General features: G+C 53.6%; 16 protein-coding genes and 1 tRNA gene. All 17 read right to left on the bottom strand.

All coding sequences use genetic code 11. The features are described from left to right. Positions 1–16: 16 nt before the first annotated feature. Positions 17–2,011, bottom strand: coding sequence for an NADH-quinone oxidoreductase subunit L (gene nuoL, locus V7028_RS07825; protein WP_334119530.1), 1,995 nt, complete (start codon positions 2,009–2,011; stop codon positions 17–19). A gap of 6 nt (positions 2,012–2,017) precedes the next feature. Beyond that, positions 2,018–2,323, bottom strand: a complete 306-nt coding sequence (nuoK, locus tag V7028_RS07830) for an NADH-quinone oxidoreductase subunit NuoK (RefSeq protein ID WP_008251215.1) — start codon at positions 2,321–2,323, stop codon at positions 2,018–2,020. Between the two features lie 16 nt (positions 2,324–2,339). Beyond that, positions 2,340–2,972, bottom strand: coding sequence for an NADH-quinone oxidoreductase subunit J (locus tag V7028_RS07835; protein WP_334119531.1), 633 nt, complete (start codon positions 2,970–2,972; stop codon positions 2,340–2,342). A gap of 30 nt (positions 2,973–3,002) precedes the next feature. Further along, positions 3,003–3,494: an NADH-quinone oxidoreductase subunit NuoI gene (nuoI, locus tag V7028_RS07840; RefSeq protein WP_334119532.1), complete on the bottom strand. Its 492-nt coding sequence runs from the start codon at positions 3,492–3,494 to the stop codon at positions 3,003–3,005. Between the two features lie 13 nt (positions 3,495–3,507). Then, positions 3,508–4,557 (bottom strand): NADH-quinone oxidoreductase subunit NuoH, encoded by a 1,050-nt coding sequence (gene nuoH / locus V7028_RS07845; RefSeq protein ID WP_334119575.1) that lies wholly within the window; start codon positions 4,555–4,557, stop codon positions 3,508–3,510. Positions 4,558–4,571: 14 nt separating this feature from the next. Then, positions 4,572–6,848: an NADH-quinone oxidoreductase subunit NuoG gene (gene nuoG, locus V7028_RS07850; RefSeq protein ID WP_334119533.1), complete on the bottom strand. Its 2,277-nt coding sequence runs from the start codon at positions 6,846–6,848 to the stop codon at positions 4,572–4,574. Between the two features lie 20 nt (positions 6,849–6,868). Beyond that, positions 6,869–8,164, bottom strand: coding sequence for an NADH-quinone oxidoreductase subunit NuoF (gene nuoF / locus V7028_RS07855; RefSeq protein WP_334119534.1), 1,296 nt, complete (start codon positions 8,162–8,164; stop codon positions 6,869–6,871). Next, positions 8,161–8,640 (bottom strand): NADH-quinone oxidoreductase subunit NuoE, encoded by a 480-nt coding sequence (gene nuoE / locus V7028_RS07860; protein ID WP_334119535.1) that lies wholly within the window; start codon positions 8,638–8,640, stop codon positions 8,161–8,163. The genes nuoF and nuoE overlap by 4 nt, the downstream gene beginning before the upstream one ends. Positions 8,641–8,655: 15 nt before the next feature. Then, the gene (locus V7028_RS07865; RefSeq protein WP_334119536.1) at positions 8,656–9,909 is read right to left on the bottom strand and encodes an NADH-quinone oxidoreductase subunit D; all 1,254 of its coding nucleotides are present in this window, start codon (positions 9,907–9,909) and stop codon (positions 8,656–8,658) included. Positions 9,910–9,911: 2 nt separating this feature from the next. Next, positions 9,912–10,511, bottom strand: a complete 600-nt coding sequence (locus V7028_RS07870) for an NADH-quinone oxidoreductase subunit C (protein ID WP_334119537.1) — start codon at positions 10,509–10,511, stop codon at positions 9,912–9,914. Between the two features lie 12 nt (positions 10,512–10,523). Then, positions 10,524–11,000 carry a NuoB/complex I 20 kDa subunit family protein gene (locus tag V7028_RS07875; RefSeq protein ID WP_305561850.1) on the bottom strand — a complete coding sequence of 159 codons (477 nt, stop codon included), beginning with the start codon at positions 10,998–11,000 and terminating at the stop codon, positions 10,524–10,526. Positions 11,001–11,041: 41 nt separating this feature from the next. Further along, positions 11,042–11,401 carry an NADH-quinone oxidoreductase subunit A gene (locus V7028_RS07880; protein WP_334119538.1) on the bottom strand — a complete coding sequence of 120 codons (360 nt, stop codon included), beginning with the start codon at positions 11,399–11,401 and terminating at the stop codon, positions 11,042–11,044. An 87-nt stretch (positions 11,402–11,488) separates the two neighbouring features. After that, positions 11,489–11,574, bottom strand: a tRNA-Leu gene (locus V7028_RS07885). 7 nt (positions 11,575–11,581) lie between these two features. Then, a complete protein-coding gene (secG, locus tag V7028_RS07890; protein WP_334119539.1) occupies positions 11,582–11,944 on the bottom strand; it encodes a preprotein translocase subunit SecG in 363 nt (120 codons plus the stop codon). A 7-nt stretch (positions 11,945–11,951) separates the two neighbouring features. Further along, positions 11,952–12,737: a triose-phosphate isomerase gene (gene tpiA / locus V7028_RS07895; protein WP_334119540.1), complete on the bottom strand. Its 786-nt coding sequence runs from the start codon at positions 12,735–12,737 to the stop codon at positions 11,952–11,954. Positions 12,738–12,739: 2 nt separating this feature from the next. After that, positions 12,740–13,765, bottom strand: coding sequence for an NAD(P)H-quinone oxidoreductase (locus V7028_RS07900; protein WP_334119541.1), 1,026 nt, complete (start codon positions 13,763–13,765; stop codon positions 12,740–12,742). After that, positions 13,765–15,909 (bottom strand): polyribonucleotide nucleotidyltransferase, encoded by a 2,145-nt coding sequence (gene pnp, locus V7028_RS07905; RefSeq protein WP_334119542.1) that lies wholly within the window; start codon positions 15,907–15,909, stop codon positions 13,765–13,767. Before pnp ends, V7028_RS07900 begins: the two co-directional genes overlap by 1 nt. Between the last annotated feature and the right edge of the window lie 113 nt (positions 15,910–16,022).

The raw sequence follows: 16,022 nt of genomic DNA on the forward strand, positions 1-16,022 counted from the left end.
CGAAGTTCCGCCTTCGTTATTTGAGTGTGATGAAAGTAATGATCATGGCCAACACGCCAAGAATCATCGCAAACGCGTAGTGATAAATAAAACCACTTTGCGCGAAACGAACCACACCCGAGATCAAACCGACCAATCTGGCGCTGCCATTGACCAACAACCCGTCGATCAACATGCGGTCACCGAACTTCCACAGTGCTTCACCCAGGCCGCGTGCGCCGCCCGCGAAAACCACTTCGTTGAATTTATCCATGTAGTACTTGTTGTCCAGCAGCGTGTGCACAGGCTTTAGCACTTTCATGAATGCAGCCGGAATGGCTGGCACCCACAGATAACACACGGCAGCTGCCACCACACCGGCCAAAGCCAGCCAGAATGGTGCTGTTTGCAGGGAATGAACACCCATGGCTGCGGCACCGTGGAAAATGCGGCTAAGGCTGGCCATTGCGCCATGTTCTGGCTTGATGGTGATCACACCTTCAAAGAAGGTGCCATGCAACATGGGTTCGACAGCAATGTAACCAATGATGACGGAAGGAATCGCCAGCAAAATCAAAGGCAATGTAACCACCCAGCGAGATTCATGCGGCTGCACGGGGCCGTGGTGCGCATGGCTGTCGTGATGATCGTCATGGCCATGGTCATCATGGTGCTGAATGTCATGGAAACGTTCTTTGCCATGAAACACCAGGAAGTACATGCGGAAGCTGTAGAAAGCAGTGATAAACACACCTGCAACCACGGCGAAGTACGCGAAATCGGCTGCTGGAAGGGTGCTGAAATGCACGGCTTCAATGATGCTGTCTTTTGAGTAGAAACCCGAGAAGAACGGTGTACCAATCAGCGCCAGCGAACCCAACAAAGAAGTTAGCCAGGTGATTGGCATGTACTTCCACAGGCCGCCCATATTGCGAATGTCCTGATCGTGGTGCATACCGATAATCACAGAACCCGCGCCAAGAAACAGCAAGGCCTTGAAGAACGCGTGCGTCATCAGATGGAAAATCGCAACCGGGTAGGCAGATACACCCAAAGCCACTGTCATGTAACCCAACTGAGACAAGGTGGAATAAGCCACCACACGCTTGATGTCGTTCTGAATAATGCCCAGGAAACCCATGAACAGTGCGGTGATTGAACCAATCACCAACACAAAGTTCAAGGCGATGTCGCTGAGTTCAAACAAGGGCGACATGCGGCTGACCATGAAAATACCCGCGGTCACCATGGTGGCGGCGTGAATCAAGGCAGAAATTGGAGTTGGGCCTTCCATGGAATCGGGCAGCCACACGTGCAGCGGGAACTGGGCCGATTTGCCCATGGCACCGATGAACAGGCAGATACAGGCCACGGCCAGCAAAGGCCAATCGGTGCCGGGCATGGTTTGCCCAGCCAGATTATCAGCTTGTGCAAACACTTCAGCGTAATTCATGGAACCGGCCGATGCCATGATCAAACCAATGCCCAGAATAAAACCAAAGTCGCCGACGCGGTTCACAAGAAACGCTTTCAGGTTGGCGTAAATGGCGGTGGGTTTGGTGTACCAGAAACCAATCAACAAATAGGAAACCAGGCCCACTGCTTCCCAGCCAAAAAACAACTGCAGGAAGTTGTTGCTCATCACCAGCATCAACATCGAGAACGTGAACAGCGAGATGTAAGAGAAGAAGCGTTGATAGCCATCGTCTTCTTCCATGTAGCCAATGGTGTAAATGTGCACCATCAGTGACACACTGGTGACCACCAGCATCATGGTCGCGGTCAGCGTGTCGACAAGGAAACCAACCTCGAACACCAACGTGCCAACCGCAGCCCATTCATAGAGGGTGCCGTTGAAGGTGTTGCCCTCCATCACATCCATGAACACCAGGATGGAGGCAATCAAGGAAATGGCAACGCCAGCGATGGTGACTGTGTGTGCGCCTGTTCGGCCAATCTGCTTGCCAAAAAAACCGGCCAGAATGGAGCCTACTAGCGGAGCGAACGGAACGATCAAATACAAGGGATTCATTCGCGCTTACCCCTTCAGTTGGTCGAGGTCTTCGACATTGATTGAATTCATGTTACGGAAAAGGACCACCAAAATTGCCAAACCAATTGCAGACTCGGCAGCGGCCACTGTGAGAATGAAGAAAACGAACAACTGCCCGGACAAGTCGCCCAGGAAGTGTGAAAACGCGACGAAGTTCATGTTCACGGCCAGCAGCATCAGTTCAATGGCCATCAGGATCACGATCAGGTTCTTGCGGTTCAAGAAAATTCCGATCACGCTGATCGAGAACAAAATCGCGCCCAGCACGAGGTAATGAGACAGTGAAATCATTGTTGTTTATTCCCGGTTAGGCCTGGCGACCGCTGTTGGAGTCGCTCTTGGTTTGTTTGCGGTCCAGCTCTGCAGGCATGCTGACCAGCTTCACGCGGTCAGTTGACTTCACGCGAACCTGGTCTGAAGGCACCTGGCCTTTCGTGTCCTTGCGCTTGCGCAGGGTCAATGCAATTGCCGCAACCATTGCGACCAGCAAAATCAGGGCCGCCACTTCAAACGGATACAAATACTCGGTATACAGCAACTTACCCAGTGCCTGCGTGTTGTTGGCGGCCTGCTCGGGCGTTTCCAGATTGGGGTCCCAAAAGCCGCGCAGCAACACCACCGACATTTGGAAAGCAATCAGCGAACCGACAATCGCGGCCACGGGCAGGTTCTTCCAGAAACCCGCACGAACCTTGTCCATGTTCACGTCCACCATCATCACGACGAAGAGGAACAACACCATCACCGCGCCCACGTACACCAGCACCAGTGAAATGGCCAGGAACTCTGCTTCCAGCAGCATCCACAAGGCTGCGGCAGAAAAGAAAGAAAGCACCAGGTACAGGGCAGCATGCACAGCATTGCTGGCGGTGATCACGCGCAACGCTGCGAACACCAAAATGGCGGCGAACACATAAAAGAAACCGGTTATTGCATCCATTGCATCAAGTCTTCTAAGTTTTGTATCGGTTTAACGGTAGGCCGCATCGGCTTCGCGGCTGGCTGCAATTTCAGCCTCATAACGGTCGCCCACAGCCAGCAGCATTTCCTTGGTGAAGTACAAATCACCACGCTTCTCGCCGTGGTATTCGTGAATGTGGGTTTCAACAATTGAATCAACAGGGCACGATTCTTCACAGAAGCCGCAGAAAATACACTTGGTCAAATCAATGTCGTAACGAGTGGTGCGGCGGGTGCCGTCCTCGCGTTGCTCGGACTCGATCGTAATGGCCAAGGCCGGGCACACTGCTTCACACAGCTTGCAGGCGATGCAGCGTTCCTCGCCGTTTTCGTAGCGGCGCAGTGCATGCAATCCACGAAAACGCGGCGACATCGGCGTTTTTTCCATGGGGTACAACACGGTAATAGGCTGAGTGAACATGTAGCTCATGGTCAACGCCATGCCCTTGAGCATTTCGCGCAACAACAAACTGTTCAAAAACTCTTTAACAACTTGAAACATGGTTCGCTCTCAATTAATTCCAGATGTTCCAGGGAGTTTGCATCCAGGCAGCAACCACCACCAGCCAAACCAGTGTCAGCGGAATGAATACCTTCCAGCCCAGACGCATGATTTGGTCATAGCGATAACGCGGGAATGACGCACGGAACCAGATGAACATGGACACCAGCAGGAAGGTTTTCAAACCCAGCCAGATCCAGCCCGGTATGAAGCTGAGGAATGCAACCGGTGCGTCCCAACCACCGAAGAACATGATTGCAGCCAGGCAGGACAGCAAAATCATGTTGGCGTATTCAGCAAGGAAGAACACGGCAAAGGTCATGCCGGAATATTCAACCATGTGGCCAGCCACAATTTCAGATTCGCCTTCCACCACGTCAAACGGGTGGCGGTTGGTTTCAGCCACTGCGGAGATCATGTAGATCACCAGCAACGGCAACAACGGCAACCAGTTCCAGGACAGGAAGTTCAAGCCCATGTCGGCAAACTGGCCAGTGGTTTGCGTCATCACAATGTCGGTCATGTTCAGGCTGCCTGCCACCAACAACACGGTGACCAGCACAAAACCAATGGCCAATTCATAGGACACCATTTGAGCCGAAGCGCGCATGGCAGCCAGAAACGCATACTTGGAATTCGATGCCCAACCCGCAATGATCACACCGTACACTTCAAGCGACGTAATGGCCATCAGGTACAACAAACCCGCATTCACATCGGCCAGCACGGTTTCAGGGCCGAATGGAATAACAGCCCATGCCGCCAGGGCGGGCATGATGGTCATGATCGGCGCAATGATGAACAAACCTTTGTTGGCGTTCATCGGAATGATGATTTCCTTGAACATCATCTTGACCGCATCAGCAATCGGCTGCAGCAAACCCATGGGGCCCACGTAACTTGGACCCATGCGAATGTGCATGCGACCAATCATCTTGCGTTCCCAATAAGTAAGATAGGCAACCAGGCCCAACAGCGGCAAGGTAATGCACAAAATCTTGACCAAAGTCCACACTGGCACCCAGGCAGGCCCCAGCAAGTCAGCACCCAAGGTGGTGATCATTTCAACCGGTGAAGTCATGCCTGCACCTCACTGGCCACAACTGCTTCAACAGTGGCACCGCCAAATACGGTACGCAGACTTTGGGTTTCAGTGCGGCCCATTGGAACCAACACGGCGTTTTCGGCAATGGTTTTGTTCACAAGTACTGCGGCTTGCAAGGTGCCGCCCTCGGAGTCTGTCAATTGAATTTGATCGCCTGATTTCAATCCCAGCACTTCGGCCGTTTGCACACCGATTTGCGCCAAGGCAGGTTTGGCCGCCTTGGTTTTGCGCAGTGAATCGGCACGGCGAACCAGTGAATCCGTGTCGTAAATGGGTGCAAAAGCAGCCAGTTCCAGTTTGCCATTCAAGGCCACGCCTGCAACGGTTTGTTCGGAAACCGAGTTGTTCAACGTTGCTGCCAAATCAGCGGGCATAAACGCTTTCAACACTTCTTCGGAACTGTTGAATTCGAAGCCATCCAGACCCAACAGGTTACCCAGTACACGCAGCACTTTCCAGCCCGGGCGGGTTTCACCCAAGGGGCGAACAGCCGCCTTGAATGTTTGCGCAGTGCCCGCGATGTTGATGAAGGTACCGGACGTCTCAGTGCTTGGCGCGATTGGCAAGAGCACATCGGCATACTGCTTGGCATTGCCCACAAAGGCACTGGCCTGCACCACGAATTCTGCGTCGATCAGACCGCGCACAATTTTCTGGCCTTGCACGCTGTCCAGGTCGGGTTCAGCACCAAACACAATAGCAGCCTTGACCTTGCCTTGCAGCATGGCTTGTGCATTCTTGCCCCCATGGGCGCTGGCTTGAACGCCAGCCACGAATGAACCCACCCAGTTGGCGCCGTCGCCCAGGAAGCCAAATGTTGCACCTGTCGACTTGGCCAATTCTGCAGCTTTGGCCACAACCTGGCCTGCAAACGGGCTCATCAGCACCTGCTGGCCAATCAACACAAATTTGCTGCCTTCAGGTGCACTCAGCGCATTGGCCACCGCGTCATGGCCCAAAGTGTCTGCCCACTTGGAAGGTGCGGCTTTCAGCCACACCGCTTTTGGCATCAAGGGGTCAAGACCACCTGCGTTTACCAACACGACACGGGCGCCCTGCTTCGCAGCCTGACGAATGCGCTGGGTCAGCAAAGGCTGGTCATTGCGGGGGTCGGTGCCCACCACAACAATCGATTCTGCATCGGCCAGTTGCTGAACAGAGGCACCCAACCAAGGCGTGGCGCCAGTCAAATTCAGGTTCGCGCTTTGGCGCAAGCCGGCATCAATACTTGTTGAACCGATGGCAGTCATCAAGCCTTTGGCCAGTGCCATTTCCTCGAAGGTGCTGTTCGGTGAAACCAGCATGGCAATGCTGTTCAGGTCAGTCGATTCACGGCGGGCTTTTTTCAAACCTTCAAATGCCACATTCAAGGCAGTTTGCCAATCGGTGGTCACCCACTGACCATTCTTCTTGATCATGGGTTCGGTCAGGCGATCGGCGGCCTGCAAACCTTCGTAGCTGAAGCGGTCACGATCGGAAATCCAGCACTCGTTCACGCCTTCATTTTCCTGCGGAACAATGCGCATCACTTTGTCGGCCTTCACCTGCACCACCACGTTGGAGCCCAGGCTGTCGTGCGCCGAAATTGACTTGCGGCGTGCCATTTCCCAGGTGCGGGCGTTGTAACGGAAAGGCTTGGATGTGAGTGCGCCCACAGGGCACAAGTCAATCATGTTGCCAGACAATTCAGAGTCCACTGAATTGCCCACGAAACTCAGAATTTCGGAATGCTCGCCACGGTTGGCCATGCCCAGTTCCATCACGCCAGCCACTTCCTGGCCAAAGCGCACGCAACGTGTGCAGTGAATGCAACGGGTCATTTCCTGTGCGGAAACCAGTGGGCCGATGTCTTTGAAAAACACCACGCGCTTTTCTTCCTGATAGCGCGAGGACACACCACCGTAACCCACGGCGATGTCTTGCAATTGGCATTCACCACCCTGATCGCAAATCGGGCAATCGAGTGGGTGGTTGATCAGCAAAAATTCCATCACGCTTTTTTGCGCGTTCACGGCCTTTTCACTCTTGGTGCGAACAATCATGCCGGGCGACACGGGTGTAGCGCACGCAGGCAAAGGCTTGGGGGCTTTTTCTACGTCCACCAGGCACATGCGGCAGTTCGCCGCAATCGACAACTTCTTGTGATAGCAAAAGTGCGGCACATAGCTGCCCGCTTTTTCGGCGGCGTCCATGAGCATGCTGCCCTCGGCCACTTCAACTTTTACACCATCAATCTCTAGTTCAACCATTTGTATCTACCCGCAGGGAATCAAACGTAAGCCGGCACAATGCACGACTTGTGTGTAATGTGATGCTCAAATTCTTCATGGAAATGTTTCAGGAAGGCGCGAACCGGCATGGCCGCAGCGTCACCCAGTGCGCAAATGGTGCGGCCCTGAATGTTGTCTGCAATCGAGTTCAGCATGTCCAGATCTTCAGGACGGCCTTCACCGTGTTCAATGCGGTTGATGATTCGATACAACCAGCCTGTGCCTTCACGGCAAGGCGTGCACTGGCCACAGCTTTCTTCGTAGTAGAAGTAAGACAGGCGCAACAGGCTTTTCACCATGCAACGTGTTTCATCCATCACAATGACCGCGCCTGAACCCAGCATGGAACCGGCCTTGGCAATGGAATCGTAGTCCATGTCGGTGGCCATCATCACATCGCCGGGCAATACAGGCATGGATGAACCGCCTGGAATTACGGCCTTGATTTTGCGGCCACCCTTCATGCCACCTGCCATTTCAAGCAGGGTTGCAAACGGAGTGCCCAAGGGAATTTCATAGTTGCCGGGTTTTTCCACGTCGCCAGAAATCGAGAAAATTTTCGTACCGCCGTTGTTGGGCTTGCCCAGTTCCAGGAACCAATCGCCACCGTTTTGAATAATGAACGGCACCGCTGCAAATGTTTCGGTGTTGTTGATGGTGGTGGGCTTGCCGTAAATGCCGTAAGAAGCCGGAAATGGCGGCTTGAAACGGGGCTGGCCTTTCTTGCCTTCAATCGACTCAATCAATGCAGTTTCTTCACCGCAAATGTACGCGCCATAACCCTGGTGCGCATGCAACTGGAAACTGAAGTTTGAGCCCATGATATTGTCGCCCAGATACCCCGCTGCACGAGCCTGCTCCAGCGCTTCTTCAAAGCGTTCATAGGTTTCCCAAATTTCGCCGTGAATGTAGTTGTAACCCACAGTAATGCCCATGGCGTAGGCGGCAATGGCCATGCCTTCGATCACGGAATGCGGGTTGTAGCGCAGAATGTCGCGGTCTTTGAATGTACCTGGCTCGCCTTCATCGGAATTACATGCCAAATACTTCTGACCGGGAAACTGGCGGGGCATGAAGCTCCACTTCAAGCCGGTTGGGAAGCCCGCACCCCCGCGACCGCGCAAAGCCGATTTTTTCACCTCGGCAATCACATCCTCTTGAGAAATACCCTCAGTCAGGATTTTGCGCAGGGCCTTGTAACCACCACGTGCTTCGTAACCTTTCAGGTCCCAGTTGCTGCCATCGAGACCGGCCAGAATCACCGGGTTAATGTGTCGTCCGTGCAAACAAGTCATGACTTCAACTCCTCTACCAGCGCATCGATTTTCTCGTTGCTCATGAAACTGCACATGCGGTGGTTGTTTACCAACATCACTGGGGAATCGCCGCAGGCGCCCATGCACTCGCCCTCTTTCAGGGTGAACAGGCCGTCTTTGGTGGTTTCGTTGTAATCAATACCCAGCTTCTTTTTCAAGTATTCCGCCGCGTCAGTGCCGCCCGACAAGGCGCAAGGCAGGTTGGTGCACACAACAATCTTCGAGTTGCCCACTTTCCTGGTGTCGTACATGTTGTAGAACGTGGCCACTTCATAGGCAGCGATTGGCGGAATTCCAAGGTACTCAGCCACAGCCTCGATTGCGTCGGTGGGCAGCCAGCCCAATTCAACCTGCACAATGCGCAAGCCAGCCATGACTGCAGAAATTTTCTGGTCAGCAGGGTACTTGGTCAGTTCTTTGTCGATCAGGCGACAGGCGTTTTCGCTCAACTTCATGATTCAATTCAATCCTTAGCGATCAATTTCACCGAACACAATGTCTTGGGTACCAATGATGGTGACCACGTCGGCCAGCATGTGGCCGCGCGACATTTCGTCCAATCCTTGCAGGTGCGCAAAACCAGGCGCACGAATCTTCAGGCGGTATGGCTTGTTCGCGCCATCGGCCACCAGGTAAATGCCGAACTCGCCCTTGGGGTGTTCTACCGCCGCATACGATTCGCCTTCAGGCACATGCATGCCTTCGGTGAACAGCTTGAAGTGGTGAATCAGTTCTTCCATATTGGTTTTCATGTCCACGCGCTTGGGCGGCGTTACCTTGTGGTTGTCGCTCATCACGGGGCCGGGGTTGGCGCGCAACCATTGCACACATTGCTTGATGATTTTGTTCGACTGGCGCATTTCTTCAACACGCACCAAATAGCGGTCGTAGCAGTCGCCGTTCTTTCCCACTGGAATGTCGAAATCCAGGCGATCATACACTTCATACGGCTGCTTCTTGCGCAGGTCCCAGGCAATGCCGGAACCACGCAACATGGGGCCGGTAAAGCCCATGGACAAGGCACGTTCAGGCGTAACCACACCCACACCCACCAAACGCTGTTTCCAGATCCGGTTGTCGGTCAGCAAGGTTTCGTATTCATCCACGTAGTTTGGAAAACGCTTGGTGAAGTCGTCGATGAAATCGAGTACAGAACCTTGGCGGTTCTTGTTCAACTGATCCACTTTCTTGGCAGAACGCACCTTGGAAGGCTTGTACTGGGGCATGTGGTCTGGCAGGTCGCGGTACACGCCACCCGGGCGGTAATAAGCGGCATGCAAACGTGCACCTGAAACGGCTTCGTAGCAATCCATCAGGTCTTCGCGTTCGCGGAAGGCATACAAAAACACCGCCATTGCACCCACATCCAGGCCATGCGCACCCAACCACAGCAGGTGGTTCAAAATGCGGGTGATTTCGTCAAACATCACGCGAATGTACTGCGCGCGAACAGGCACTTCAATGTTCAACAACTTTTCAATGGCCATGCAATAGGCATGCTCGTTACACATCATGGACACGTAATCGAGGCGGTCCATGTAAGGCAGCGATTGAATAAACGTTTTGTGCTCAGCCAGCTTTTCGGTACCACGGTGCAGCAAACCAATGTGCGGGTCGGCACGTTGCACCACTTCGCCATCCAGTTCAAGCACAAGACGCAACACGCCGTGCGCTGCCGGGTGCTGGGGGCCAAAGTTCAGTGTGTAGTTTTTAATTTCAGCCATGATTATTTCGCTCCACCGTATTGAGGTTCGCGAATGATGCGGGGTGTAATTTCACGCGGCTCGATGGTGACCGGCTGGTACACCACACGGCCCAGTTCAGGGTCGTAGCGCATTTCAACGTGGCCAGACAGCGGAAAATCTTTGCGGAACGGGTGACCCACAAAGCCATAGTCGGTCAAAATACGGCGCAAGTCGGGGTGCCCTTCAAACACAATGCCGTACAAGTCGAAGGCTTCGCGTTCGTACCAGTTTGCTGAGGACCACACATCAATGATGGAGGCCACGGTGGGCAAATCATCATCAGGGCAGCACACCTTCAGGCGCACACGCTGGTTTTTCGACACAGACAACAACTGGCACACCACCCAGAAACGCTGGGATTCATTCAATTCGTTGCCGTATTCGCTGCGGTCCAGGCCACACAGGTCGATCAATTGCTCGAACTGCAGGTTTACATTGTCGCGAAGAATGGTGCACGATTCAAAATATGAATCGGCTTTCACAGTCAGATTGATTTCGTTGAAAGCAACTTTGCATTCAACAATGCGGTCACCCAAAGCGGCTGCCAATGCTGCGCAAAGTTGCTCATGGTTCTGAGACATTGAAAGAACCCCTTAACGAGCAATGGTGGAAGTGGTTTTGATCTTGTTCTGCAACTGCAGCAGACCATACATGAGCGCTTCCGCGGTGGGTGGGCAACCTGGCACGTAGATGTCGACGGGAACAATGCGATCACAGCCACGAACCACTGAATAAGAGTAGTGGTAATAACCACCGCCGTTGGCGCACGAACCCATGGACAGCACCCAGCGGGGCTCGGCCATTTGGTCATAAACCTTGCGCAAGGCAGGTGCCATTTTGTTGCAAAGTGTACCGGCCACAATCATGAGGTCGGATTGGCGCGGGCTTGGGCGAAAAATAATGCCAAAGCGGTCCAGGTCGTAGCGACTTGCACCCGCATGCATCATTTCAACCGCGCAGCATGCCAAGCCAAAGGTCATCGGCCATAGCGAGCCGGTGCGACCCCAATTAATCAATTTATCAGCCGTGGTGGTGATAAAACCTTCGTTTAAAACGCCGTCAATACCCATTGCTTACAACCTTCACGAAAGTGGTGCGATCATCAGACCGCTTATTCCCAATCCAGCGCACCGCGGGTCCATTCGTAAATGAAACCCACCACCAGAACACCCAGGAAAATCATCATGGCCCAGAAACCAACAGGACCAATTTCCCGATAGGCCACAGCCCAAGGGAACAGGAACGCGATTTCCAGATCGAACAAAATAAACAGGATGGCAACGAGGTAGTAGCGCACATCGAACTTCATGCGGGCGTCTTCAAACGCCTCAAAACCACACTCGTAGGGGGAGAGCTTTTGCCCGTCCGGACGATGGGGGGCGAGGATACGACCAACCAGCATGGCGCCACCGCCAACACTGATCCCCACAAGGATAAACAACAACACTGGAAAATAAGACTCTAAATTCACTGTGACTCCCGTGTAAACCCTAATGGCCTTCGATAAGCCCGAAAAAAAGCCGGTCGTTGCGTACTAGACCGGCTTTGATTTAAATCCTGGTGCCGACGACGAGACTCGAACTCGTACAGCCTGTGGCCACTACCCCCTCAAGATAGCGTGTCTACCAATTCCACCACGTCGGCGAAGTTATTATTTTGGAATATCCTGCACCGGTGTTTTTGGTTCAGACGGCTTGTTCTCAGCAGGGGTTGCCGTTCCCTCCACTGGAGAAGCCTCAATCGACTCCATTACACCGCCAGATTCCGCTTCAACGCCAGCCCTTGAGTAAAAGGCCAAACCCAGTGTGCAAAGCAGGAAAATTGTAGCACAAAAGCCCGTGGCCCGGCTCAAGAAATTCGCCGATCCGGTGGCACCAAACAGGCTGCCAGAAGAGCCACTACCAAAGGCTGCGCCCATGTCTGCGCCTTTGCCATGCTGCAACAAAACCAGAACAATGACGGCGATTGCAGAGATGATCTGCATGACGACCAAAAATGTATTGAAAATGCTCATAAATTATTTAACCTCTCGCGGCGCGTATTATTCCAGAGAATTCATCGGAAGACAAAGCGGCACCTCCAATTAGGCCCCCATCGATGTCAACTTTTGCAAAAATTTCACTTGCGTTGCCCGGCTTCACACTTCCACCGTACAAAATTCGTGTGCTTTGGGCAACTTCACTTCCCAACATTGCATTCAATCGCGCCCGAATCATGGCGTGCACTTCCTGCGCCTGTTCGGGGCTGGCTGTCACGCCGGTACCAATCGCCCACACGGGCTCGTAGGCAATCACAAGGTTCCATGCACCGTTTCCAACAAACTTCGAACAACGCTCGATGACAGGGTCAAGCTGGGAAGCAATGACGGCTTCAACCAGCCCAGCCTGGCGCTCGGCCAGGGTTTCGCCCACACACACGATGGGCGTAATTCCACCAGCCATGGCGACCACAGCCTTCTCAGCCACGGCCACACTGCTTTCAGCATGATACTGACGACGCTCGGAATGCCCCACCAATACCTGCGTCACACCAAATTCGTTGAGCATGCTGACCGACACCTCGCCCGTGTAGGCTCCGCTGGCCTTGGCAGATACATCTTGCGCGCCATATGCAACGCCTTGATCTTCCAGCAGCTTGGCCACTTGGGTCAGGTACGGAAACGGACAAAACACAGACACGTCGACCTGGTCGTCCACTTCAGCCAGGAAACCGAGAATCAGCGCTTCGTTGGAATCGAAGCTACCATTCATTTTCCAGTTGCCTGCCACCAATTTCTTTCTTGGCTTTTGTTCGGTTGTCTCGCTCATGCTTATCCTTGATTCTTGACTTTCAACACAATTTTCCCCTGTGAGTCGCCCGACTCCATCAGCGCGTGCGCCCTGGCAACTTCTTCAAGCGTAAAAGTGGCCTGCACCAACGATTTCAACGCCCCAGCAGAAAATCCTTCTTTCAATTGCTGATCAACCTGCCGCGCCAATTCTGCCTTGAATTCCAGCGAACGTGGCCGTAACGTAGTGCCGGTCAGCACCACCTGTTTGGTCATCAGTTTTGCCGCATCAATATTGGCAAAACGACCGCCCAACAAGGCGATAACAATCACCATACCCTGCGGCTTGGCACAACTTAAATCTTTGTTCAGGTAATCGCCAGCCACCATGTCGAGAATCAAATCGACACCCTGCTGCTGCGTGTCTTCCAACACAAGCTGTTCCCAGTCCTGGGATTTGTACAGGTAGGCCTTTTGGGCACCCAAACCAGTACAAAAGTCTGCTTTTTCCTGACTGCCCACCGTAACGAAAGTGCGCAATCCATGTTTTTTGCACAACTGGATGGCAGCAGTGCCAATGCCACTGCTGCCCCCATGGATTAATACCGTTTGACCTGCTTTGGCACCGCCTTTGATAAAAAGGTTTTGCCACACGGTCATGTACACCTCGGGCAGACTTGCCGCCTCGGTGAAACTCAAACCTTCCGGTATTTGCATGCATTGCCCGGCAGGCACGCATGCATATTCCGCATAACCACCGCCATTGCACAAAGCCATGACGGGTTTATTCAACATGCTTTCAGAAACACCCTGCCCCACAGCCACAACCACACCCGACACTTCCAAACCCAAATCTGGATTGGCATCGGGGGGTGGCGGGTACAAGCCCAAGCGTTGCAGCACATCGGGGCGATTTACCCCGGCCGCCCTGACCTGAACAAGCACCTCGCCCGGCTTGGGTGAAGGCACAGGCAGTTCAATCAGCTCAAGCTGATCCACACCACCCGGCGCCTTCACACGCACCGCCCTCATGCTGACAGGCGGTTGCGTGGCCGTTGCCTTGCTCATCAGCCCTCGCTGGAACCTTCAGACGCTTGCTCAGCAGGCGCTTCAGGAGTCAACAAGGCTTTCATGGACAAACGCAGACGACCTTTTTCATCAGCCTCCAGCACTTTGACCTTCACAACCTGGCCTTCCTTCAGGAAATCGCCCACGGTGTTCACGCGCTCGTTGGCAATCTGGGAGATGTGCAACAAACCATCTTTACCTGGCAGCACGCTAACGATTGCGCCGAAATCGAGCAACTTCAACACGGTGCCTTCATAAACCGCACCAACCTCAACTTCAGCAGTGATGTCTTCGATCAGTTTCTTGGCGCGCTCGCCAGCATCACCGTCAACAGAGGCGATGGTAATAGAACCATCTTCCTTGATGTCGATGCTTGCGCCGGTTTGCTCGGTGATGCCGCGAATAGTTGCACCGCCCTTGCCAATCACATCACGAATCTTTTCAGGGTTGATTTTCATGGTGATCATGCGGGGGGCGTATGCGGACAATTCGCCCACGCTACCACCCGTTGCTTCTTTCATGATGCCCAGAATATGCATGCGGCCTTCACGGGCCTGCGCCAACGCAACCTGCATGATTTCTTTGGTGATGCCCTGAATCTTGATGTCCATCTGCAGAGCAGTCACACCGTTTTCAGTACCAGCCACCTTGAAATCCATGTCGCCCAGGTGATCTTCGTCACCCAGAATGTCGGTCAACACGGCGAACTTGTTCTCTTCCTTGATCAAACCCATGGCAATACCGGCCACCAGCTGCTTCAGGGGAACACCCGCGTCCATCAACGACAATGCGCCACCGCATACTGAAGCCATGGAGCTTGAACCATTGGATTCAGTGATTTCAGACACCACACGCATGGTGTACTGGAAATCTTCTGGTGCGGGCAGCATCATTTCCACTGCGCGACGGGCCAAACGGCCATGACCAATTTCACGGCGCTTTGGCGCACCCATGCGACCACATTCGCCAGTGGCGTACGGGGGCATGTTGTAGTGGAACATGAAGCGGTCGCGGTATTCACCAGCCACAGCGTCAATCATTTGTTCGTCACGACCAGTACCCAGGGTGGTGACCACCAAAGCCTGTGTTTCGCCGCGTGTGAACAAGGCTGAACCGTGTGCACGGGGCAATACGCCAGTGCGAACAGTAATTGGGCGTACGGTGCGGGTGTCGCGACCGTCAATACGTGGCTCGCCGTTCAAAATCTGGCCGCGAACAATTTTCGCTTCCAGACCGAACATGATGTCGCTTACGTCGGCATTGGTAATGCCAGCACGCTGCTCTTCGGTCAACTTTGAAGGCAATTCTGCGGCCACTTCGGCTGAAATTTCTTTCAGACGTTGGCTACGGGCCTGCTTTTCCGTCATTTTGTAGGCAGCGGCCAGCTTCTCGCCAGCCAGTTCTGTTACAGCAGCCACCAAAGGCTCGTTGGCAGGTGCAGCTTTCCAGTCCCATTCGGGCTTGCCCGCTTTGGCGGTCAGCGCGTGAATGGCGTTAATCGCGGCTTGCATTTGCTCGTGTCCGAACATGATGCCGCCCAACATGATTTCTTCAGACAATTCATGGGCTTCGGATTCAACCATCAGCACAGCAGCTTCAGTGCCGGCAACGATCAGGTCCATTTTGCTGTCTTTCAACTGCGTGGCTGTGGGGTTCAACACGTACTGATCGTTGATGTAACCAACACGTGCACCACCCACTGGGCCATTGAAAGGAATGCCTGCGATAGACAATGCAGCAGACGCGCCCAGCATGGCGGGGATGTCTGGGTTGACTTCGGGGTTGATCGACATAACGGTAAGCACAACCTGCACTTCATTGAAGAAGCCTTCAGGGAACATGGGGCGCAATGGGCGATCGATCAGGCGTGCGTTCAGGGTTTCCTGTTCGGTGCCCTTGCCTTCACGCTTGAAGAAACCACCGGGAATACGACCGGCGGCATAGAATTTTTCTACGTAATCAACAGTCAACGGAAAGAAGTCTTGGCCAGGCTTGGCCGACTTGGCAGCCACCACGGTGGCAAGAACAACGGTGTCATCCACCGTTACAACAACAGCTCCACCAGCTTGACGGGCTACTTCACCTGTTTCCAGGGTCACTGTGTGCTGACCATACTGGAACGTTTCTTTATGAATTTCAAACACTTTGTCTTTTCCTTTTAGTAACCTCGCCGGGACAATACCCGGATGCGAGAGCCCGTCAGTTTTAAAACACAAATGCCCACAACCGGGGTTGCAGGCATTTGAGTCAAATCAAC

The sequence above is a fragment of the Limnobacter sp. genome (assembly GCF_036846585.1).
In the GTDB taxonomy this organism is placed as follows: Bacteria; Pseudomonadota; Gammaproteobacteria; order Burkholderiales; family Burkholderiaceae_B; genus Limnobacter.